Source organism: Streptomyces sp. NPDC086554, assembly GCF_040686095.1.
In the GTDB taxonomy this organism is placed as follows: Bacteria; Actinomycetota; Actinomycetes; order Streptomycetales; family Streptomycetaceae; genus Streptomyces.
Genome location: NZ_JBFBJK010000009.1, coordinates 99075 through 120780, shown reverse-complemented (window position 1 = coordinate 120780; position 21706 = coordinate 99075). Strand labels below are relative to the sequence as shown.

The following is a 21706-nucleotide window of genomic DNA, read 5'->3' as shown; positions in this document are numbered from 1 at the left end:
TTGGGCACGGGCCGAGCGTAGCCCCAGGAAATGATGACGGGAAGTTCGGAAGTTCTGTTGTCCGGACAAAGGATTGACAGGGCCCCCGGGTCTGGCGAGGGTGGGTCCATGCGCATCGGACTCATCGGAACGGGCCGTATCGGCACATTTCACTCCGCGGCTCTGCGGCGGCATCCGGACGTGGCGGCGCTGGTCGTCGCCGATGCGGACACCGGGCGCGCGGCCGACCTCGCGTCCCGCATCGGGGCGACGGCGGCCGCGTCGGTGGACGAGCTCTTCACCGGGGGCGTGGACGCGGTGGTGATCACCGCGGCGACCTCCGCGCACGCCGAGCTGATCGGCAGGGCGGCCGGGGCCGGGCTCCCCGTCTTCTGCGAGAAGCCCATCGCCCTCGACCTGCCGGGCACCCTCTCCGCACTGCGGGAGGTCGAGTCCGCGGGGACGGTGCTCCAACTGGGCTTCCAGCGGCGCTTCGACGCGGGGTACCTGGCTGCGCGCGATGCCGTGCGCTCGGGGCGGCTCGGGCGGCTGCACACGGTCCGCGCGATCACCGCCGATCCGGCGCCGCCGCCGGCCGCGTATCTGCCGCTGTCCGGCGGGCTCTACCGGGACTGCCTGGTCCACGACTTCGACATGCTGCGCTGGGTGACGGGCCGTGAGGTGACGCAGGTGTACGCGACCGGGTCCGACGCCGGGCCCGCGATGTTCCGCGAGGCGGACGACGTCGACACGGCCGCGGCGGTCCTCACCCTCGACGACGGCACGCTCGCCACGGCCACCGCGACGCGGTGCAACGGCGCGGGCTACGACGTACGCATGGAACTCGCGGGCGAGGACGACCAGATCGCGGTCGGCGTCGACGACCGCACCCCCCTGTCGTCCGTGGAACCGGCGGGCCCGCCGCCGCCCGAGAAGCCCTGGCCGGGGTTCCTGGAGCGGTTCGCTCCCGCGTACGAGGCGGAACTGGCGGCGTTCGTCGAGGTGGTGCGGGGCCAGCGGGCGAACCCGTGCGACGGCCGTGAGGCGCTGGCCGCGTTGCGGATCGCGGAGGCGTGCGAGGTGTCCCGGCGGGAGGGGCGGGTGGTACGGATGGGGGAGATCGCAGGGGGTACGTCCAGCCCGTCGAGGGGGTCCCGCCTTGCTCTTTAGGAGCTTGGGGGAGTTTGAGGACGAACTCGGCGAAGCCGGTGATCGACGGTGCGCATGACCGCGGGGCTACTAATCCACCCCATCCAACAGCCCCGCATCATGCGCCAACAGCGCAACCTGCACCCGGTTGTTGAGGTCCAGCTTCGTCAAGATCCGTGAGACATGCGCCTTCACCGTGGCCACGCTGAGGAACAGCTCCGCCGCGATCTCCGCGTTGGACGCCCCGCGCCCCACCGCGACCGCCACCTCCCGCTCCCGCTCGCCAAGGAGCGCGAGCCGATCCAACGCCCGCTCCCTGCGCCCCTGTTGAGGGTCATCGCCCGTCACCCGCGTGATCAACTGCTGTGTCACCGAAGGCGAGAGGACCGGCTCCCCCGACGCCACCGCCCGCACCGCCGCGACGATCTCGGCGGGCGCGGTGTCCTTCAGGACGAACCCCGCGGCGCCCGCCCGCAGGGCCCGCAGCACCTGCTCGTCCGCGTGGAAGGTGGTCAGGACGATCACCTCGGGAGCGTCAGGGCGTTTGCGCAGAGCCTCCGTCGCCGCGAGGCCGTCCATCGTGGGCATGCGGATGTCCATCAGGACGACGTCGGGACGCCGTTCGGCGACGAGGCCCGCGACCTCCGTGCCGTCGCCCGCCTCACCCACGATCTCGATGTCGTCCGCGCCGCCGAGCATGAACGACAGGCCCGCACGGACCAGCGGGTCGTCGTCGACGAGCAGCAGCTTGATGGGGTTCATGCGACCACCGTAACCAGGTAGAAAGTGGAGTCCGACGTCACGCGGGCAGCTTGATCCGAAGGGGGCCGCGGCCGGCGCGGGTCGACTCCGCGCGGCCGCTTAGCGGGGCAGCAGCGTGCGGATGTCGGCGGCGCGGTCGCCCGTATCTTCCCCGTCACCGCGTCCTCATCTCCCCCGTCACCGCGTCCTCCGCCTCGCCCGATGTGGCCGCTGATCGTATCCGGGCGGAGACACCGCCTCCGTCACCAGGGCAGCCAGGCGCTGACCTCGAAGCCGCCGTCCGCCGACGTGCCGTGCCGCAGCCGTCCGCCCGCGAGCGATGCCCGTTCGGTGAGGCCGATCAGGCCCTGTCCCGAGCCGGGCACGTGCGGCACGTCGCCGGGCGGCGGCGGGTTGCGTACGACGACGGAAAGGCCGTCGCCGGGCCGCCCCGACACGGCGACGGTCACCTCGGCGCCGGGGGCGTGCTTGCGGGCGTTGGTCAGGGCTTCCTGGGCAATGCGGTATGCGGTGCGGCCGATCGCGGCGGGCACCTCCGTGGCATCGCCGACCCGCTGGTCGAGCGCGACCTTCATGCCCGCCTCGCGCGACTCGGCGACCAGCGTGTCCAGGGCGGCGAGGGTCGGCTGCGGGCGGCCCGACGCCTCGCCGTCGCCGCCGCGCAGGACGCCGATCACCTGCCGCAGGTCCTGCAGCGCCTCGTGGGAGCTCTCCCGGATGACTCCGGCGGCGCGGGCGATCTCCTCACGGGGTGCGTCGGGGCGGAACTCCAGGGCGCCCGCGTGCACGCTGAGCAGGGTGAGGCGGTGGGCCAGGACGTCGTGCATCTCGCGGGCGATGTCCTCGCGGGCGAGGCGCTGGGCCTGTTCGGCGCGGAGCGCGGCCTCGTTCTCGGCGCGGATGGCACTGTCGCGCAGGCTGAGCAGCAGTTGCCTGCGGGAGCGCACGAACATGCCCCAGCCGATGACGGAGGCGCTGAGCAGGACGCCGAGTACGGCGGAGACCACGTACGGAAGATCGGGGTCGGGCCGCACCCAGTAGAAGAACGGCACGATGGCGATCGAGATCCCGCCCACCCAGGCGACGTACCGGAAGGGTCGGTGCACCGCCAGCGTGAACAGGGCCACCGCGGCCGCGCCGCCTGCCGATTCGGAGACCAGGCTGACCGGCACCATGGCGATGGCGAGGCCGAGCGGCCAGCGTCTGCGCAGCCAGACCGCGGCGCAGGCGAGCGCGCCGACCAGCTGGTCGAGCGCCTCGGCGCCCGCGGAGAGATCCGGGTTTCCGGAGACCGATTCCGCGCCCAGCAGGCCGATGAAGACGGCCACGAAGAAGCAGGCGAAGTCGACCAGCCAGTCGCGCACGGTCCGCTTGTGCCTGCGCCCCGCGCGACGATCCGGGTCGAGCTCCGCGGCGATGGCTGACGGCAGCGCCCATGGATTTCTGGCCAAGGGGTACCGCGTGGGTTCATCGCCGCTCATGGTCGACAAATCTACGCACCGCGGCGGGCGCCGGACGCCCATCGGACGTGATCGGCTACGAAAGTCGCACGGGTCGAGACTTTCGGAGGAGCGGGCGGGAAGAAGCCTCGCCCCGTGGCCGATGTGCGTGGGGAGTCCACGGGGCGAGGCTCTTCGGTATGAAGCAGGTACTTGAGGTCTTCGGCGTCCTTCTCCTGATCCAGGGCGTGGCCGCCCTGGTGCACGAGCTGACCGGCCGGTTCGACGGATGGGGTGTCGTGCGGCGGATCGGGTTCCTCGACGGCTACGAGATCTACGCGGGCGTCACGCTCATCGTGCTTGCGTTCGCGCTGTTCGCGGCCGCGGGGAGCCGGAAGGGACGTTAGACCGCTGTCGGCACCTGTCGGTTCTTCTCGGTCAGCAGGCGTAGTCCACCAGGTCGAAGGACTCGTAGTGGTCCGCCGTGTAGTAGTCCTCCTGGTTCTCCTCACCGGTCACGATGCGGCGCGCGCCGCGGTCCGGTGAGCCGGGGGTCTTGACCGTGTACTCGTGGTAGTAGCCGGAGCTCTGTGAGGGCAGGATGCCTTCCCTGTTCTGGAAGACCGTGCCGTCCTGCGGATACGGGTAGGGGCCGCCCGCCTCGATCAGGTCGAGGGTGTCGTGCGCCTGGGAGGGCAGGGCGGAGTAGCAGATGTCACCGACGGCGGTGATGGAGTAGGACGCCGACACGGGGGCCGGAGCCGGGGCCTGCGCCGCGTTCGCGGAGACCGCGACGGGGCCGCCTACGAGCAGGGCGGCGGCGAGGGCTGTGACGCTGACGATTCGTGGGGGGATTCGCATGGGTCCAGTGTGACGCGCGTAGAGGTTGGCGTGTCAACGTCAAGTGCAGTGAATTTTCCGGGAGTTAACCGTCTGCCGCCGGTTCTTCCTCAGCCCTTCTTCGCGGGTGCGTCCTGCTTCGCTGGCGTGTCCTTCTTCGCGGTGGCGTCCTTCTTCGCGGCGGCGATGCGGTGTTCCGCCGTGTACTCACGCATCCGCAGGCTCGTGGTCCCGCTGGTGTAGAGCACGGCGCCGCCGACCGAGAGCGGCACGGAGAGTCCGAGCCAGCCGAGCATCTCGGGCCATCGGCGCTCGTCACGGCAGTCGTCCCAGGTAGCCTCGGCCCACGTCGGGGCGTCGCCCTCGTAGAAGAGCATCGACTGGCACTTGCGGCTGTCGGCGTACTCGTCGTCCCCGTCGCTGAACGGCACCATCAGCTGGTACGCGATGACGACCCAGATGACGCCCGCCAGGAACAGCAGCACGCCGCCCCAGTTGCGGCGCTTCTCAGCGGCCGCCGCGAACCGCTGCTCGAAGTACTCGTTCATGAGCCTCCCCCTCCTTGATCGACCACGGAACGTATCACCGCGCCCGACGCCCCCAGCTGGTCCCCACCAGAACCAGCACACCTCCCACCAGACCCACCACACCGAGCCGTTCGCCGCCCACCGCGATCCCGACCGCCGCCGCCCACAGCGGCTCCGTGCCGAGCAGCAGGCTCACGCGCGAGGGAGAGGTCCTGCGCACCGCCCACATCTGCACGAAGAAGGCGAAGAGCGTGCAGAACACGGAGAGGAAGAGCAGCCCCGCCCACTCGCGTACGCCGAAGTCCGCGGCGACGGACCACGGGCTCTCCCCCGTGCCCGCGCCGGCGAGGACCGCGAACACGGCCACGGCGGAGCCGAGTTGGACGGTGGTGAGGGAGAGCGAGTCGGCATCCTGCACGGCCTTGATGCGCGACATCGCGAGGACGTGCACCGTGCGGGCGAGCGCCGCGAGCAGGATCAGGCCGTCGCCCAGCGAGGGCCGCGTGAAGCCGCCGCCCTGGGTCAGCAGGACCACGCCGAGTACGGAGAGTCCCGCCGCCGCGAGGAAGGCGCGCGGCGGCCGCTTCCGGGTCACCGCGGCCTCGGCGAGCGGGGTGAAGATCATGGTCAGGCTGATGATGAGGCCCGCGTTGGTCGCCGAGGTGTGGACGACTCCGTACGTCTCCAGGAGGAAGATCCCGCTCAGGATCAGCCCGAGCGTCCCCGCGCCGCGCCACTGCGGCGCGCTCAGCGCACGCAGGCCGCGCCAGCCGGCCGCGACGAGCGCGGGGAGCACGATGCCGAAGCGCAGCACCAGGACGGCGACGACGGTGTGCGTGGTCGTGATGCCTTTCGCCGCGAGATAGCTGGCGCCCCAGACCACGGCCACCAGCAGAACGGGCAGATCGGTGAGCCAGGCGCGGCGCGCGGTGGGCGCGGCGGGGGCGGCGAGCGTCGACACGGGGCTCGGTCTCCAACGGATGCGGCGGTGTGGAGACTTCGGCGGCTCTCACGTGGGTCGATCACCGTATCCGGAGGAGATGGTGCCGGGAAGGGGCGTCCCGTCCGGTGGACAACTGGTGGACGACTAGTAGCTCCCGTACTCAGGGCGCCCGGCGCGCTCGTACGTGCTGATGACGACGCCCGTCGAGGTCACGCTCGACGCGATGGTCCTGAACGCGGTGGGCAGGCCGCCGTCGGCGAAGAGGCGCTTGCCGGTGCCGAGGGTCACGGGGTACGTCAGCAGGTGGATCGTGTCGATCAGTTCGTGCGCAAGGAGGGACTGTGCGAGGCCCGCGCTGCCGTGCATTTGGAGCTCGCGGCCCGGCTGCTCCTTGAGGAGGGCGACGTCCTTGGCGATGTCCTCGCGCCCGATGAGGTGGGTGTTCTCCCAGTCGCTGCTGGTGAGCGTGGTGGTGGCCACGTACTTGGGCAGCTTGTTGAGCCGGGAGGCGACCGGGTCGGCCGGGTCGGTCATCTTCGGCCAGTACGAGGCGAAGATGTCGTACGTACGCCGCCCGAGCAGGAAGGCGTCGACCTGGTCGAAGACGCCGGTGATGAACCGGCCGAAGTCGTCGTCGTCGAAGGGCACCGACCAGCCGCCGTGCTCGAAGCCGCCGACGCGGTCCTCCTCCGGGCCGCCGGGCGCCTGGATGACGCCGTCGAGGGTCTGGAACTGGGTGAGCGTGAGCTTCATGGCGAAGCCTCTCTTCCGGTGCGTGTCGGCCGGTGCGTGTCGGCTCTGCGGTTCCTTCACCTACTCAGACCCTGCACTTGTCCGGAAGTCATCGCACCCCGGCGGACCCCCGCGAAATCGCTGTCCATTTCCCGCCAGCCAGGGCGCGCGCAGCCCGCTTCCATTGAAACCGCAAGCACTTCTCTCTCAATCAAGCGCTTCTCTCTCTGTGGATGAGGTTTCGACATGTCTTCACTGACCGGTAAGACGGCCCTGGTCACCGGCGGCAGCCGCGGTATCGGCGCGGCGATCGCGCTGCGGCTCGCCCAGCAGGGTGCCGATGTGGCCATCACGTACGTCCATGGGGAGGCCGCCGCTCTCGATGTCGTCGCCAAGATCGAGTCGGCGGGGCAGCGGGGGTTCGCCATCAAGGCGGATGCGGCTGATCCCGGGGACGCGGCGGGCGCGGTGGAGCGCGCTGCGGATGATCTGGGTCGGCTCGACATCCTGGTGAACAACGCGGGCATCGGAGTGCTCGGCCCCATCGGCGACTTGGCGCTCGCCGATGTCGACCGGGTCCTTGACATCAACGTACGCGCGGTGTTCCTCGCCTCGCAGGCGGCGGCCGGGCGGCTTGCCGACGGGGGCCGGATCATCTCGACCGGCTCGGCGCTCGCCCGGTTCGCGGGCGGGCCCGGCGGGACGCTGTACGCGATGAGCAAGGCGGCGCTCGCGGGCATGAGCAAGCCGCTGGCGCGGGAGCTCGCGGGGCGCGGGATCACGGTGAACGTGGTGCATCCCGGGGCGATCGACACCGACATGAACCCGGCGGACGGCCCGTTCGCCGACCCGCAGCGCTCGGCCACGGCGCTGGCCCGCTTCGGCTCGGCCGACGAGGTGGCTTCGCTCGTCGCCTATCTGGCGGGTGAGGACGCGGGGTTCATCACGGGGGCGGAGCTGGTGGCGGACGGGGGGTATGGGGCGTAGGGGCGGCCCCGCTCCTCAAACGCCGGAGGGCTAAAGAGACTTAGCCCGTCCGGCGATTGAGGACGAACTCGGCGAAGCCGGTGACAGACGGTGCCTGACTAGCCGCCCAGCTCCTGGTGGCGCGCGGTCAGGGCGACCCCGCCCGCCTCCGTCAAAGAACCGAAGAGCCGCAGCCGCGAAATGCCGCCGTCCGGGAAGATGTCGACGCGGACATGCGTGCCCACCGCCGGGGTGTCCAGGACGAAGCGGTGGTTGGTGTCGGGCTGCAGGCGGGTGCGGGGCAGGGCCTCGACCCACTCACCGTCCTCGCCGCCGTCACGTACCGAAAGGGACGCCCAGCCGGCCGAGTTGCCCTTCAGGTACGCCGTGTCGATCTCGACGGCGCGGATCTCCGACTGGGCGACCAGCTGGTAGCGGATCCAGTCGTTGCCGGTGTCGCGGCGGCGCCGCGTCTCCCAGCCGTCGTCCATCTTGCGGGAGCGGCCCGGCTGGATGGTGTTGGTGGCCGGGGAGTAGAAGCGGTCGGACGCGTCCTCGACCTGGCCGCCGTTCTCCAGGGCGACGACGTCGAACGTGCCGAGCGCCGCGAGCCACTTGGGGTCGGCGACGACCTCGCCGTAGACGCGCAGGCGGGCGATGCCGCCGTCGGGGTGCTGGTTGACCCGCAGGTGCGTGAAGCGCTGCTCGACGTCGACGGCGAAGCCGTTCGCCGCGTGGCCGCCGACCGCCGTGCGGGGCACGAGGGTCGTCCACTTCACGTCGTCGCCCAGGAGTTCCTCCGGCGTCGGCGAACCGGCGACCGAGGTGGCCTCGACGGAGACGGCCTGCGGGTAGTTGCCGCGGAAGTGGGCGGTGTCGATGACGATGCCGCGTACGACACCGGGCGCGCCGAGGCGTACAAGCGCCCAGTCGTGGTCATCGGCGGTCGGCCACGGGTGCTCGGCGGACACGCCACGGCGACGGCGGGTCTCCCAGCCGTCCATGACCTTGCCCTTGTGCCCGAAGTGCTCCGGGTCGAACTCGGCGGCGTTCGCGAGGAGCAGGTTCTCGCGCATGGCGAAGAACTCGTCGTTGGCGGCGATGACACCGGCGCCGAGCTGGCGGTCCGCCAGGTTCGCGTACTGCGTGAAGGGGAAGTCGGCGGTGCGGTAGTCCGCGTACGGGTCGCCGCCGCCGTAGGGGCTCGCGTCGCCGGTGAAGGAGAGTATCGCCGTCACGGTGATCAGTTGTTCCTTTCCAGAAGTCGGCCTGCGGGTTCGCTGAACTCGCCGCCGTGCAGGATGCGTTCGCCGCGCAGCCAGGTGGACTTCACGACGCCGCTGAGGGTCTTGCCCGCGTACGCCGTGACTCGGTTCCGGTGCTGCAGCTCCGCCGGGTCCACGGTGAAGGTCTCGTCGGGCGCGAGGACCGCGAAGTCGGCGTCGCGGCCGGCCTCGATGGCGCCCTTCTGGTCGAGTCCGACCAGTTCGGAGGTGCGCGTCGACATCCAGCGCACCACGTCCTCGAGGCTGTGGCCGCGCTTGCGGGCCTCGGTCCAGATCGCGGGGAGGCTGAGCTGGAGCCCGGAGATGCCGCCCCACGCGGTCGCGAAGTCGTCGGTCTTGAGGTCCGCGGTGGACGGGGAATGGTCCGTCACCACGCAGTCGATGGTGCCGTCGGCGAGTGCGGCCCAGAGCAGGTCCTGGTTGGCGGCCTCGCGGATGGGCGGGCAGCACTTGAACTCGCTTGCCCCGTCCGGGACTTCCTCCGCGGTGAGGGTGAGGTAGTGCGGGCAGGTCTCGACGGTGAGCTTGACGCCCTCGCGCTTGGCGGCGGCGATCAGCGGCAGCGCGTCGGACGACGACAGGTGCAGTACGTGGATACGGGCGCCGAGCCGCTTGGCCTGGGCGATGAGGCCCTCGATCGCGACGTCCTCGGAGACGCGCGGCCGGGTGTCCAGGTAGTCCGTGTACTTGGGGCCGCTCTTGTGCGGGGCCGCGTCCAGCTCGTGCGGGTCCTCGGCGTGCACGATGAGCAGGCCCCCATCAGCACCGAATCCGGCGATCTCGGCCATGGAGGCGGCGAGCTGGTCCTGGTTGAGGTGCGGGAACTCGTCCACACCCGACGGCGACAGGAAGCACTTGAAGCCGTAGACACCGGCGTCGTGCAGGGGCTTGAGGTCCCGGACGTTGTCGGGCAGGGCGCCGCCCCAGAAGCCGACGTCGATGTGCGCCTTGGAGCGGGCGACGTCCTGCTTCGTCCGCAGGTTGGCGGCCGTGGTGGTCGGCGGCAGGGAGTTGAGCGGCATGTCGACGAGGGTGGTGATGCCGCCGGCGGCCGCGGCGCGCGTCGCGGTCCAGAACCCCTCCCACTCCGCGCGGCCCGGGTCGTTCACGTGGACGTGCGTGTCCACGAGGCCGGGAAGCAGGACGTCGTCCCCGAGGTCCTCGAGCCGGGCGCCGTCCGGCACTTCGGCGTCGTGCGCGAGCACGGCCGTGATCTTCCCGCCGGAGACCGCCACCGACGCGGCGCGGGTTCCCTCCGGGGTGATGACGCGAGTCGAGCGCAGCACCAGTTCAACGTCCACCCTCAACGCCCTCTCTTCACTGTGGTCCGTCGCCGTTTGTCGACGTTTGCCTGTCTTCGCCGTTCGTTCTTTTCCGCTACACAGACCTTTCGGTTCCGCTAAACGGAATTCAACGTTCTGTTGAATCAGTCTTCACGTCCGACCCCGACCCGTCAAGAGGTCACCTGGAACACCCTGGACGTTTCCACAAAGTGGAAATAGAATTCCGAAAGAGAGAACGTAGCTACGCACAACCGGACCGCCGAGCGATCACCGGCCGTTCCTGCGGAGAAGCGGACAAAGGCCCCCTGACCGGCCAAGACGTCTTGGCGATCACAGGACTCCGCGAAGAACCGCCCGGTAGGCTGCTGCCTTGCCCGTCAGCCCCGAAAGGACCGCGCCGTGCCGACGTCAAGCGCAAGCGACGCCTCCACCGAAGTCGCTGCCTCCAAGCCGCCCGCTGCCAGCGGCGGTGTCCAGTCCCTTGAGCGCGCCTTCGACCTGCTCGAACGGATGGCGGACGCGGGTGGCGAGGTCGGTCTCAGCGAGCTCTCCGCCAGCAGCGGCCTCCCGCTGCCCACGATCCACCGCCTGATGCGCACGCTCGTCGCCTGCGGGTACGTACGTCAGCAGCCCAACCGCCGCTACTCGCTCGGCCCGCGTCTGATCCGCCTCGGCGAATCGGCCTCGCGCCTCCTCGGCACCTGGGCGCGCCCCTACCTGGCCCGCCTGGTCGAGGAGACCGGCGAGACCGCGAACATGGCGCTGCTCGACGGGGACGAGATCGTGTACGTCGCGCAGGTGCCGTCCAAGCACTCCATGCGGATGTTCACCGAGGTGGGCCGCCGGGTCCTCCCGCACTCCACCGGCGTGGGCAAGGCCCTCCTCGCCCACACGCCTCCGGAGGAGGTGCGGGCCCTGCTCGCCCGCACCGGCATGCCCGCCGCCACGGAGAAGACGATCACCACGCCGGACGGCTTCCTCGACGCGCTCGAGGAGGTGCGCAGGGCGGGGTACGCGGTCGACGACAACGAACAGGAGATCGGGGTGCGCTGCCTGGCGGTGTCGGTGCCCAACTCCCCCACGTCGGCGGCCATTTCGATCTCGGGCCCGGCGGGCCGCGTGACGGAGGCGGCCGTGGACAAGATCGTGCCGGTGCTCCAGGAAGTGGCGGTGGAACTGTCCGCCGCCTTGGCGAGCTCGGGCCCGGCGGCGTAACTGGCGGGCAACTCCGGGCAATCGGGTGGGTGGGCGGGAAAACTAGCCCCTCCGGCGTTTGAGGAGCGGGGTCCGGGGCGGAGCCCCGCGGTGGGGACCTACGCGGGGGTCCCCACCCCCAGCCTCCCGTCCACCATTTCCACCACCCGGTCGGCGACAGCCAACCGCGCCCGGTCATGGGTAACCAGCACCGTCGCCGTCCCCCGCTCCCGCGTGAGCCTCCCCAGCAGATCCATCACCGCCGCCCCCCGCTCGTGGTCCAACGCACTGGTCGGTTCATCGACCAGCAGCACCGCAGGTGCGTTCATCAGTGCCCGCGCGATGCCGATCCGCTGCCGCTGGCCGCCGGACAGCTGATGCGGCCTGCGGTGTGCGAGGTCGGACAGGCCCACCGCCGAGAGCAACTCCCGGGCCCGCTCCCGTACTTCCGCCGTCCGTCGGCGCCCGCGACCGTTCCCGCCCAGATGCGTCATCAGCTGCAGCTGCTCAAGCGCGGTCAGCGACGCCAGCAGGTTCGGCTGCTGGAAGACGATGCCCATGCGGAGCCGCCGCAGCTCCGCCCGCTCGGCGCGGGACAGCGCGCCCGTCTCCGTACCGTCCACGACGACCCGGCCCCGGTCGGGCGTCACCAGCGTCGCCGCCACCGCGAGCAGGCTGGACTTCCCGGAGCCCGAAGGCCCGACGACCGCCGTCAGCGTTCCCGCTGGGACCTCGATGCCGACGCCGTCGAGAGCGGTGAGGCGCCCTTCCCCGTCCGGATACGTCAGCGTGATGTCTTCGAGGGTCAGACTGATCGGACTCATCGGGCACTCCCCAGCGCGGTCAGCGGATCGACGGCGGTGATCCGCCGGACGGACAGGCCCGCGCCGAGCGCCCCGAGGGCGATCAGTACGGCGGCGGGCCACAGCACGGTCGGCGGATCGAGTACGAAGGGGACGTCACCGCCGCTGATCACGGAGCCGACGGCCGCGGCGATCCCCGTGCCGAGCCCGGTCCCGACGGCGAGCATCAGGACCGCCTGTCCGAGCGCGTCCCGCAGCAGACTGGGCGTGGACGCGCCGAGCGCCTTCAGGACCGCGATGTCGCCGGAGCGCTGGATGGTCCACACGGTGAAGAACGCCCCTATCACCAGCGCGGAGATGACGAAGAGGAAGCCGCGCATCAGCTGCAGCGAGCCGTTCTCCGCCCGGTAGGAGCCGATAGCGGTGAGCGCACCGTCCAGGGTCCTGCTCTCGGTGCCCGCCGCCTTGTCCCCGGCGGCGATGTCGGCACCGTCGTCCGTGCGCAGCGCGATGACCGTGGCCTGGTTCTCCAGGGACGTACCCCGGTGGCCGAGCGCCTGCCAGTCGTCGAGCGGGGTCCACACGACGGGCGTATGGCTGTACGAGGCGTCCGACGCGACCCGCGCGACGCGCTCCTTCAGCCCGCCGATGCGTACGTCGTCGCCGGGGCCGACACCGAGGTCGGCCGCGGCCTTGTGGGAGAGCACGACCTGCCCGGGTGCCAGGCCGTCCGGGGCGATCCCCGAGTCCGGCTCGACGCCGAACGCGGACACGGCGGCCGAGCGGTCACCGGCGGTGGCGTTGAGCGTGCTGATGCCGACCGGCTCCGCGGACCGTACGCCGGGCCGGTCCGCCCAGGTCTCCCAGGCGCGCTGCTCCACCTGTGACTGGGTGAAGGAGACCGACTGGCCGCCCGGTGGCGGTGCGAAGGCGAGCCGGTCGGCGGGGAGGCCGGTGATCGCGGAGGTGTTCTCCTTGGCCAGCCCCGCGGTGAGCCCGGACAGCAGCCCCACGAGCAGAGTGATGAGCACGACGACGGCTCCCATCAGGGCGAACCGCCCCTTGGCGAACCGCAGGTCTCTCCATGCGACGAACATGCCTCAACCCTGCGGCTGCGGGGCCGCCCCGGGCATCGCGCCACAGCATGCTTCACCCGAATCGAAGGAGGGAGCCCGCTTTCAAACTTTCGGTTGACGGGAAAGGACGGGCGTCCGCCTACGCTGGGCAGGGCTCTGCCCAGCCCAGCCCCCCCACCGCAGGCCCTCGGCCTCCCGACCACCGCGCTCCGCGGGAGGTGACCATGAACGCCGTTCAGCGCACGCCCGTCGCGCTCGTCCTGCGGCTCTGTCTGCACGCGCTGTTCGCCGGACTGCTCGCGCTGCCCGCGGTGCGGTCCTTCGCCGACGGCGCGCCGCGCGGCGGTGCCGTCGTGGGGGCCGTCCTCGCCATGGGAGCCGTGTACGCGGCGGGCACGCTCAGCCCGGCCGTGGCGCGCTCGCGGCGTGCGGCCGCGGTGTGGCTCGCGACGCTCGGGGTCTGCTGGGTGGTGCTGCTCGCCCTGTCCCCGGACGGGCTGTGGGTCGCGTTCCCGCTCTACTTCCTGCAGCTCCATCTGCTGCCGGTCCGCTGGGCGCTGCCCGCCGTCGCACTGACCGCCGCGGCCGCCATCGCCGGCTATCTGCTGCACAGCTCGCCCGCATCGCCCCTCTCGCCGGGCATCTTCATCGGGCCGCTGCTCGGCGCCGCCGTCGCGGTCGCCACCGTCCTCGGGTACCAGGCGCTGTACCGGGAGAGCGAGCGCCGCCGCGAGCTGATCGACGAGTTGATGGCGACGCGGGCCGAACTCGCCGCCGCCGAGCGCACCGCGGGCACCCTCGCCGAGCGTGAGCGTCTGGCCCGCGAAATCCACGACACCCTCGCCCAGGGCCTGTCCTCCATCCAGCTCCTGCTGCGCGCCGCGCAACGCGCGCTGCCCGCGGGCTCCCCCGCCGCCCCGCGCATCGAGCAGGCCCGCACGGCCGCGCAGGACAACCTCGCGGAGGCACGCCGTTTCGTGCGCGCGCTGAGCCCGCCGGACCTGGAGCACGGCTCGCTCGCCGGAGCACTGGAACGTCTCTCGGCGTCATCGCACGGCACCAAGGTCCAGTTCACCGTCAGTGGCACACCCACCGAACTCCCCACCCCGTACGAGGTGACCCTCCTGCGCACCGCCCAGTCCGCCCTCGCGAATACGGTCCGGCATGCGGAGGCGGACCGCGCCGAGATCACCCTCAGCTTCATGGACACGTCGGTGTCCCTGGACGTGGTCGACGACGGGCGGGGCTTCGACCCGTCGTCCGCGCCGTCCGCGCCGCGCGGGGACGGCGGCTTCGGCCTGCCCGCGATGCGGTCACGGGCGCGGTCGCTCGGTGGAACGCTGAGCGTGGAATCGGCGCCGGGCCAGGGCACGGCGGTCGCGGTCACACTCCCCCTCCCGGCGAGGGAGGCCTCGCTGTGACCCCTGTGCCGGTCATCAGGCTGCTGCTCGCCGACGACCACCCCGTGGTCCGTGCCGGGCTGCGCGCGGTCCTGGACACGGAGCCGGACTTCGCCGTCGTGGCGGAGGCACCGACGGCCGAGGCCGCGGTCTCCCTGGCCGCCACCGGTGAGTGCGACGTCGTCCTGATGGACCTCCAGTTCGGCGCCGGCATGCACGGCTCGCAGGCCACCGCGGCGATCACCGCGGTGCCCGGCGGGCCACGCGTCCTGGTCCTCACCACGTACGACACGGACGCGGACATCCTCGCGGCGGTCGAGGCGGGCGCCGCGGGCTACCTCCTGAAGGACGCGCCACCGGAGGAGCTCGCCGCCGCGGTCCGCACGGCAGCGGCGGGCCAGTCGGCACTCGCCCCCGCCATCGCGCACCGCCTGATGGACCGCATGCGGGCCCCCGCGGAGGCCTTGAGCCTGCGCGAACTCGAGGTACTGCGCCTGGTGAGGGACGGCCTCTCCAACCAACAGATCAGCAAGCAACTGTTCCTCAGCCAGGCGACGGTGAAGTCTCATCTGGTGCACATCTACGCCAAGTTGAACGTCGACTCCCGCACGGCGGCGGTGGCGGTGGCGACGGGGCGGGGCCTGATCAGGGGGGCGGGACACCCGTAACCCGCCGGCCTCGGCGGAGACTCGTCCAGCGGCGCCACGCCGACCGCAGCCCGGCCGCCGACCAAGATCGCCGGACATCCGCGATCCGGCAGCCATGGCCGAACCGGAACTCCCTCACCGGCCCCGGTTCCAGGGCGGCCGGCACGTCCCGGCAGGGCAGGCACCTCCCGCCGGGGCAGGCGGATGCGACCCGGCGCAGGGCGCGATCACGCCCACCGATCAGGCGCGACCGCGCCTCGCCGGTCACAGCCGCCGCCGACGTCGCGGCTCCGGAACCGGGCGTCCAGCGACCCTCAGCCGCTCCGGAGCGGGCAGCTCGGCCCCGACCGCCGCCCAGCACCCGAACTTGCCTACCCCGGCCGCCGATCAAGGCCGGCCCGTCGCGGATCCACCGGGCGGAAGATCCGCGCCCTACGGCGCGATCCCGTCATGAGGGCGGTGGGCAGGGGCGGGATCGCGGCGAAGTCTTCTGCTCGGGCCTTGCGGAGGGCTCGTCGTGCGTGTCTCGGAGCCGAGGGTCCCGGCACCGTCATCACCGGGCAGCCCGCGTGCGCGTGTACGTGCCGACCGGTTCTGCTCCAGCGGCGTCTCGTGCCGAGGACGAGCAGATCGTCGCCGCGCTGCACCAGGCCGCACAGCGCGCGGCCCGGGCGGTCCCGTACCACCCAGCGCTCGACCGTGACCCCTTGCGGCGACCCGCCGAACGCCTCCTCGAAGGCCCGGTCGAGGCTCGCCCGCGCTGCGTCCTGCCAGTGGCGGGCCCACGCCCGGTCCGGGCGCCGTAGATACAGCCCCTCCCCCTCCGGCGGCTCCCAGGCGATCACCGCAACCAGCACCCGCCCCGAGCGCCGCGCCTCCCCTGCCGCCGCTCGCAGCGCCGCGAGGCTCGCCAGCGATCCACTCACCCCGACCACAACCCGCGCTCCCATGCCGCACACCTCCCCGTTCAGCCACCGCACCAGGCCAATGCGGCGTATCGGTTCCGATTCTGTACGCTGATTGGCCTGGCCAGCAGGGCCAATCAGCGGGAGGTGGCATGGCAGACGTACGAGGGATCCACGATGTGGACCGGCGCCTGGGCAGCGGGCGGCTGGCCGCGCTGGTGACCGGAACAGCCGGGGAACGCCCCGGCTACCGTGCGCTCGCCCACGGCGTCCGCACCCTCCTCCTGGACGGCCGCATCCCCCTGCGCACCCGCCTGCCCGCCGAGCGCGAGCTCGCCACGGCCCTGGGCGTCAGCCGGGCCACCGTCACCGCGGCGTACGACCTGCTGCGCGAGGGCGGCTTCGCCCGCAGCAGGCGCGGCGCGGGTACCTGGACGGAGCTGCCCGACGGGCGGCGTCCCGCGGGCGTGGCCGCGTTCCCCGTGGGGGACGGCATGCTCGACCTGGCGGTGGCGGCGCCCGGCGCGCCCGAGGCGGAGCTCGGCGAGGCGCTCGTCGCGGCCAGTGCCGCACTGCCCCGACACGCGTCGACCCCGGGCTACCACCCTTACGGCCTCCCGGAGTTGAGGGAAGCCGTGGCCGAGCGGTTCACGCGGCGCGGTCTTCCGACCATCCCCGACCAGATCCTGATCACCACCGGCGCCCAGCACGCGCTGTCCCTCACCCTCACCCTGCTCGGCAGGCCGGGCGACCGTGTCCTGGTCGAGAACCCCTCGTACCCCAACGCCCTGGACGCGATCCGCCGCGCGGGGCTTCGCGCCACGCCCGTACCGGTCACCGACACCGGCTGGGACACCGGCCTCGTGGAGTCGACGCTCCGTCAGGCGGCGCCCCGTATCGCGTACTTGGTGCCCGATTTCCAGAATCCCACCGGCAGTCTGATGCCGCGTGAGCAGCGGCTGCGCATCCTGGAGACCGCCCGCGCCACCGGCAGCTGGCTCCTGATCGACGAGACGATCGCCGACATCGCGCTGGACGTTCCACCGCCCGCACCCTTCGCCTCGCTCGCGCCGCACGGTGTGGGTGAACAGATCGTCACCGTCGGCTCGTTGAGCAAGACGCACTGGGGCGGACTGCGGATCGGCTGGGTGCGGGCAGGGTCACGGCTGATCACAGAACTGGCGATGGCGCGGGTGCCGTCCGACATGTCGACGCCGGTGATCGAGCAGCTGATCGCGCTGGAGTTGATCCGCGGGATGGACGATGTGCTGCGGGAGCGGCTGCCGCGGCTGCGGGCGCAGCGGGACGCGCTTGCCGGGGCGCTCTCCCGTCATCTCCCCGAGTGGCGCTGGCAGTTGCCGCCCGGTGGGCTTTCGCTGTGGGTGGACCTGGGGCGTCCGATCTCCTCGGCACTCGCCGAGGCGGCGCTGGACCACGGGGTGCGGATCGAGGGCGGCGCGCGGTTCGGCGCAGACCCCGGCACGCATGAGCACCGGCTGCGGATTCCGTACGCGTTGCCTGCGGCGCTGGGTGAGGAGGCGGTGCGGAGGCTGGCCGCTGCGCTGGGCGGGGGCGATCTTGTCGCCCCCTCCGGGGCGGGAACGCCCCGCCACTGGGTGGCCTGACCTCCTCGTTTCCCTCACAACGGAGGGGGCGGGCAGGGCAGGCGTTCCTACGTCATGCCCGCACCGCGGGGTAATCGGGTGGGTGGGAGACCCGCCGCGGAGCGGCGGGGATTTACCGGCTGCGGGGCGCGCCGGGAAGCTAGGGCCGCCCCCGGCCCTGCTCCCCGAAGAGGTCCACCGCACCCCGCACCGCCGAGAGCCCCGCGGCCAGGGCGCTCACCGAGCCGATCGCGCCCGCGACAAGCAGGAGCGACCGCCGCAGCCGAGGCGCCTCCGGCGCACCGCTCACCGCCATCGCGGCCAACGCCGCAAGCTCGTCCTCGGCAATACCCCGGTCGGGGAACTCGGCCGGATGCGCGGCGAGTTCGCGGCGCAGCCGCGCCACCGCGGTGCGCAGCTCCGCCACTCGCGGATCCTCATCGCTGCCGGTCACTCGCCTCTGCCCCATGCTCTGCAACACAGCTCTCCCCCTCGCACGCCGTCGTGCGCGTGTTCTCGTGCAGTTCTTGCCGCCCCCGCACAGGCGCTGGTCAGACACCAGGGGGACGCGGGCCAGTAAACGCCACGGGAAGCGGGGCGCGCCACTTTGCGGCCGGGAGACCCGGCCCGCGGTGCGGTATGCAGGAACCATGACCGATCCAGCCATGACCGATCCGCAGAACGTCGACCCGCAGAACATGAACATCACCGGGCTCCTCCTCGCCGCGGGCGGCGGTCGCCGTCTCGGCGGCCGACCGAAGGCGCTCCTCGACCACCAGGGCCGCCCCCTCGTGGAGCACGCGGTCCGCGTCCTGCGCGAGGGCGGCTGCACGCGCGTACACGTCGTGCTCGGCGCCGACGCCGATGTCGTACGCGCGAAGGCCTCGCTCCCCGGCTGCGTCCTGGTCGACAACCCGGACTGGGAGGAAGGGATGGGTTCGTCGCTGCGGGCGGGTCTCGCCTCGCTGCGCGGCACCGGCGCGAACGCCGCCCTCGTCTCGCTCGTCGACCAGCCGGGCATCGGCCCCGCGGCGATCGCCCGCGTGCACGCCGCCTACCGCTCGCCCGCGACCCTCGCGGCCGCCGCGTACGACGGGGAGCGCGGCCACCCGGTGCTCTTCGGCGCCGACCACTGGGCCGGCATCGAGTCGAGCGCGGTCGGTGACCGCGGGGCGCGCGCCTATCTGAAGGAACACGCCGGGGATGTCGTGCTCGTCGAGTGCGGGGACGTGGCCAGGGCGTACGACATCGACACCCCCGCCGACCTGGTCCACCTGGAGTGACCGGCATGGCACTCAGCGACACGTTCTGTTGATGAGGAGAATCTCGACATCAACAAACGATTGAACTTCCACCATGAGGAAACTAGTATCCACTGTTCAGAAGCACCCGTTCCCTCACGTGGGGCCCGCGGCCGTATCTCGGCTCCTGTGGCACTGAGTGTCACTGAGAATGCCCGGCGGCAGCCACGGCACCTGCGCGTGAAGCTCGCTGAAGGAAGTGACAGCTCATGTCCGCACCAGCGCAGTCCCCGCTGGCCATCGTCGACGCGGAGCCTCTGCCGCGGCAGGAGGAGGTCCTCACCGACGCGGCCCTCGCCTTTGTGGCCGAGCTGCACAGGCTCTTCACGCCCCGCCGTGACGAGCTCCTCACCCGCCGCTCCGAGCGCCGCGCCGAGATCGCCCGCACCTCCACGCTCGACTTCCTGCCGGAGACCGCGGCGATCCGCGCGGACGACTCCTGGCAGGTGGCCCCCGCTCCGGCCGCCCTGAACGACCGCCGTGTCGAGATCACCGGTCCGACCGACCGCAAGATGACCATCAACGCCCTGAACTCGGGCGCCAAGGTCTGGCTCGCCGACTTCGAGGACGCATCGGCCCCCACCTGGGAGAACGTGGTCCTCGGCCAGGTCAACCTCTCCGACGCCTACGCCCGCCGCATCGACTTCACGGACGAGCGCACCGGCAAGTCGTACGCCCTGAAGGACGCGGCCGAGCTCGCCACCGTCGTCATGCGGCCCCGCGGCTGGCACCTGGACGAGCGCCACCTTCAGTTCGAGGGCAAGCCGGTCCCCGGCGCCCTCGTCGACTTCGGCCTCTACTTCTTCCACAACGCCAAGAAGCTGATCGAGCTCGGCAAGGGCCCGTACTTCTACCTCCCGAAGACGGAGTCGTACCTGGAGGCCCGCCTCTGGAACGACATCTTCGTCTTCGCCCAGGACTACGTCGGCATCCCGCAGGGCACGGTCCGCGCCACGGTCCTCATCGAGACGATCACGGCCGCGTACCAGATGGAGGAGATCCTCTACGAGCTGCGCGACCACGCCTCCGGTCTGAACGCCGGCCGCTGGGACTACCTCTTCTCCATCGTCAAGAACTTCCGTGACGGCGGCTCGAAGTTCGTCCTGCCGGACCGCAACCTGGTCACGATGACCGCCCCCTTCATGCGGGCGTACACCGAACTCCTCGTCCGCACCTGCCACAAGCGCGGCGCGCACGCGATCGGCGGCATGGCCGCGTTCATCCCGTCCCGCAAGGACGCGGAGGTCAACAAGGTCGCGTTCGAGAAGGTCAAGAACGACAAGGACCGCGAGGCGGGCGACGGCTTCGACGGTTCCTGGGTCGCGCACCCGGACCTGGTCCCGATCGCGATGGCGTCCTTCGACGCGGTGCTCGGCGCTAAGCCGAACCAGAAGGACCGCCTGCGCGAGGACGTCTCCGTCGCCCCCGGCGACCTGATCGCCATCGACTCCCTCGACGCGAAGCCCACGTACGACGGCCTGGTCAACGCCGTCCAGGTCGGCATCCGCTACATCGAGGCGTGGCTGCGCGGCCTCGGCGCCGTCGCCATCTTCAACCTGATGGAGGACGCGGCCACCGCCGAGATCTCCCGCTCGCAGATCTGGCAGTGGATCAACGCGGGTGTCGTATTCGAGCACGATGGAAACACAGTGACCGCCACCGCGGACCTGGCCCGCAAGGTCGCCGCGCAGGAACTGGCCGCGATCCGCGCCGAGATCGGCGACGAGGCCTTCGCGGCGGGCAAGTGGCAGCAGGCCCACGACCTCCTCCTCCAGGTCTCCCTGGACGCGGACTACGCGGACTTCCTCACACTCCCGGCGTACGAGCAGCTGAGCTGACGCTTCCGCGTACGTTCACGACAGAGCCCCCGGCACCGCACAGCGCCGGGGGCTTTGTCGTTGACCCGCACTAACCGACGTGCCGCGACCAGTCCTGCTCGGCAGCAGGCTTCCCATGCAGGTCGGGCACCTTCCTCAGCCAGGCCGGACGGCCCGCCTCCGTGGCGGCGGCACGCCTCGCGTCCGCGGCCGCAAGCTCGCCCCGGGAGGGGAAATCCCTCGGCAGCCACACCGCGGAGCACCTCGCACGGGCCAGCAGAAAACCGACGTACGCCTCACGTACGTCCTGCGGGGCGCTGAAGCCCGGCTCATCGGCGAGCCATCCCTCAGGAACCAGCGAGACGACCTCCCGCAGCATGGCCTCCGTGACCAGCGGCGCGAGCACCGCATCGGCGGCCGCCATGTCCGGGCCGTATCCCCCCAACGCGTGATGCCGGAAGTCGTACACCTTGTCCGGCGCGGACGCACCCCAGCGGTGATGGAACACCAGCGCCGCCCCGTGGTCGATCAACCACAACTGGGGCTCATGGATGCCGAACGCAGGCCAGATCATCAGGTTCGAGCTGTGCACCGTGCGGTCGACGTTCGCCGTGAGGGCGTCGAGCCACACCACCTTGCCCGCCTCCAACGGGTCCACGTCCAGCGCGTCCGGGGTGAAGTCCCGCGCGCCCGGCAGCAGATCCATGCCCAGGTTGAGCCCCGCGCTGGCGTCAAGGAGGTCCCGCACCTCCTGGTGCGGCTCGTCCGCGGCGACCGCCGGGTCGAAGTGGACCAGGACGAGCTCGGGAAAGCGCAGACCCAGGCGGCGGGCAAGCTCGCCGACGATGATCTCGGCGACCAGCGCCTTGCGGCCCTGCGCCGACCCGGTGAACTTCACGACGTACGTGCCCAGGTCGTCGCCCTCGACGACCCCTGGAACGGATCCGCCCGCCCGCAGGGGTTCGATGTAGCGGGTTGCAACGACCTGCCTCAGCGCCTTCAAAGGTCCCGCTCCCCAGTTTCTTCGTTCTCGTGACCAGGTCGTGAGCATAG

At 71.5% G+C, this 21706-nt stretch carries 22 protein-coding genes; 9 read left to right on the top strand and 13 right to left on the bottom strand.

Translation table 11 applies throughout. The annotated features are described in order from the left end of the window. Positions 1-108: 108 nt before the first annotated feature. Positions 109-1149 carry a Gfo/Idh/MocA family oxidoreductase gene (locus AB0O76_RS16815; RefSeq protein WP_365490986.1) on the top strand — a complete coding sequence of 347 codons (1041 nt, stop codon included), beginning with the start codon at positions 109-111 and terminating at the stop codon, positions 1147-1149. Positions 1150-1218: 69 nt separating this feature from the next. Here AB0O76_RS16815 and AB0O76_RS16810 read toward each other — a convergent pair whose 3' ends face one another. Continuing rightward, entirely contained in the window at positions 1219-1890 is a 672-nt protein-coding gene (locus AB0O76_RS16810; RefSeq protein ID WP_365490983.1) for a response regulator transcription factor, read from the bottom strand. 242 nt (positions 1891-2132) lie between these two features. Next, entirely contained in the window at positions 2133-3371 is a 1239-nt protein-coding gene (locus tag AB0O76_RS16805) for a histidine kinase (protein WP_365490980.1), read from the bottom strand. Between the two features lie 158 nt (positions 3372-3529). Between AB0O76_RS16805 and AB0O76_RS16800 the strand changes: the two genes are divergently transcribed. Continuing rightward, entirely contained in the window at positions 3530-3736 is a 207-nt protein-coding gene (locus AB0O76_RS16800) for a hypothetical protein (RefSeq protein ID WP_365490977.1), read from the top strand. A gap of 31 nt (positions 3737-3767) precedes the next feature. On the opposite strand, the gene AB0O76_RS16795 is transcribed toward AB0O76_RS16800, so the two are convergent. From AB0O76_RS16795 to AB0O76_RS16780, 4 genes are all read right to left on the bottom strand, one after another. Next, positions 3768-4190: a ribonuclease gene (locus AB0O76_RS16795; RefSeq protein WP_365490974.1), complete on the bottom strand. Its 423-nt coding sequence runs from the start codon at positions 4188-4190 to the stop codon at positions 3768-3770. An 89-nt stretch (positions 4191-4279) separates the two neighbouring features. Further along, positions 4280-4717, bottom strand: coding sequence for a hypothetical protein (locus tag AB0O76_RS16790; RefSeq protein ID WP_365490971.1), 438 nt, complete (start codon positions 4715-4717; stop codon positions 4280-4282). A gap of 34 nt (positions 4718-4751) precedes the next feature. Then, positions 4752-5657, bottom strand: a complete 906-nt coding sequence (locus AB0O76_RS16785) for a DMT family transporter (RefSeq protein ID WP_365490968.1) — start codon at positions 5655-5657, stop codon at positions 4752-4754. Between the two features lie 126 nt (positions 5658-5783). Beyond that, positions 5784-6392: a dihydrofolate reductase family protein gene (locus AB0O76_RS16780; protein ID WP_365490965.1), complete on the bottom strand. Its 609-nt coding sequence runs from the start codon at positions 6390-6392 to the stop codon at positions 5784-5786. Between the two features lie 225 nt (positions 6393-6617). On the opposite strand from AB0O76_RS16780, the gene AB0O76_RS16775 reads away from it, so the two are divergent. Continuing rightward, a complete protein-coding gene (locus AB0O76_RS16775; protein ID WP_365490962.1) occupies positions 6618-7358 on the top strand; it encodes an SDR family oxidoreductase in 741 nt (246 codons plus the stop codon). Between the two features lie 98 nt (positions 7359-7456). Here AB0O76_RS16775 and alc read toward each other — a convergent pair whose 3' ends face one another. Together alc and allB are read right to left on the bottom strand one after the other, a co-directional pair. Next, entirely contained in the window at positions 7457-8575 is a 1119-nt protein-coding gene (gene alc / locus AB0O76_RS16770; protein ID WP_365490959.1) for an allantoicase, read from the bottom strand. Between the two features lie 5 nt (positions 8576-8580). Beyond that, positions 8581-9924, bottom strand: a complete 1344-nt coding sequence (allB, locus tag AB0O76_RS16765) for an allantoinase AllB (protein WP_365490956.1) — start codon at positions 9922-9924, stop codon at positions 8581-8583. Between the two features lie 381 nt (positions 9925-10305). Here allB and AB0O76_RS16760 point away from each other — a divergent pair, with 381 nt between their 5' ends. After that, a complete protein-coding gene (locus AB0O76_RS16760) occupies positions 10306-11121 on the top strand; it encodes an IclR family transcriptional regulator (RefSeq protein WP_266871878.1) in 816 nt (271 codons plus the stop codon). A gap of 98 nt (positions 11122-11219) precedes the next feature. On the opposite strand, the gene AB0O76_RS16755 is transcribed toward AB0O76_RS16760, so the two are convergent. Both AB0O76_RS16755 and AB0O76_RS16750 read right to left on the bottom strand, forming a co-directional pair. After that, a complete protein-coding gene (locus AB0O76_RS16755; RefSeq protein WP_365491566.1) occupies positions 11220-11915 on the bottom strand; it encodes an ABC transporter ATP-binding protein in 696 nt (231 codons plus the stop codon). 5 nt (positions 11916-11920) lie between these two features. After that, positions 11921-13000 carry an FtsX-like permease family protein gene (locus tag AB0O76_RS16750; protein ID WP_365490952.1) on the bottom strand — a complete coding sequence of 360 codons (1080 nt, stop codon included), beginning with the start codon at positions 12998-13000 and terminating at the stop codon, positions 11921-11923. Between the two features lie 203 nt (positions 13001-13203). Between AB0O76_RS16750 and AB0O76_RS16745 the strand changes: the two genes are divergently transcribed. After that, complete coding sequence (locus tag AB0O76_RS16745) at positions 13204-14400, top strand: sensor histidine kinase (protein WP_365490949.1); 1197 nt, start codon at positions 13204-13206, stop codon at positions 14398-14400. Between the two features lie 5 nt (positions 14401-14405). After that, a complete protein-coding gene (locus AB0O76_RS16740) occupies positions 14406-15047 on the top strand; it encodes a response regulator transcription factor (RefSeq protein WP_365491563.1) in 642 nt (213 codons plus the stop codon). Between the two features lie 350 nt (positions 15048-15397). Here the strand turns inward: AB0O76_RS16740 and AB0O76_RS16735 are convergent, their stop codons facing one another. Beyond that, positions 15398-15976 carry a universal stress protein gene (locus AB0O76_RS16735; protein WP_365490946.1) on the bottom strand — a complete coding sequence of 193 codons (579 nt, stop codon included), beginning with the start codon at positions 15974-15976 and terminating at the stop codon, positions 15398-15400. A gap of 107 nt (positions 15977-16083) precedes the next feature. On the opposite strand from AB0O76_RS16735, the gene AB0O76_RS16730 reads away from it, so the two are divergent. Beyond that, the gene (locus tag AB0O76_RS16730; RefSeq protein ID WP_365490943.1) at positions 16084-17556 is read left to right on the top strand and encodes a PLP-dependent aminotransferase family protein; all 1473 of its coding nucleotides are present in this window, start codon (positions 16084-16086) and stop codon (positions 17554-17556) included. A 139-nt stretch (positions 17557-17695) separates the two neighbouring features. Here AB0O76_RS16730 and AB0O76_RS16725 read toward each other — a convergent pair whose 3' ends face one another. Continuing rightward, positions 17696-18004, bottom strand: coding sequence for a DUF5955 family protein (locus tag AB0O76_RS16725; protein WP_365490940.1), 309 nt, complete (start codon positions 18002-18004; stop codon positions 17696-17698). Between the two features lie 196 nt (positions 18005-18200). Between AB0O76_RS16725 and AB0O76_RS16720 the strand changes: the two genes are divergently transcribed. Together AB0O76_RS16720 and aceB are read left to right on the top strand one after the other, a co-directional pair. Then, positions 18201-18818: a nucleotidyltransferase family protein gene (locus tag AB0O76_RS16720; RefSeq protein WP_365491560.1), complete on the top strand. Its 618-nt coding sequence runs from the start codon at positions 18201-18203 to the stop codon at positions 18816-18818. Between the two features lie 227 nt (positions 18819-19045). After that, the gene (gene aceB / locus AB0O76_RS16715) at positions 19046-20674 is read left to right on the top strand and encodes a malate synthase A (RefSeq protein ID WP_365490937.1); all 1629 of its coding nucleotides are present in this window, start codon (positions 19046-19048) and stop codon (positions 20672-20674) included. A gap of 70 nt (positions 20675-20744) precedes the next feature. Here aceB and AB0O76_RS16710 read toward each other — a convergent pair whose 3' ends face one another. Further along, positions 20745-21704 carry a HipA family kinase gene (locus AB0O76_RS16710; protein ID WP_365490934.1) on the bottom strand — a complete coding sequence of 320 codons (960 nt, stop codon included), beginning with the start codon at positions 21702-21704 and terminating at the stop codon, positions 20745-20747. Positions 21705-21706: the final 2 nt, after the last annotated feature.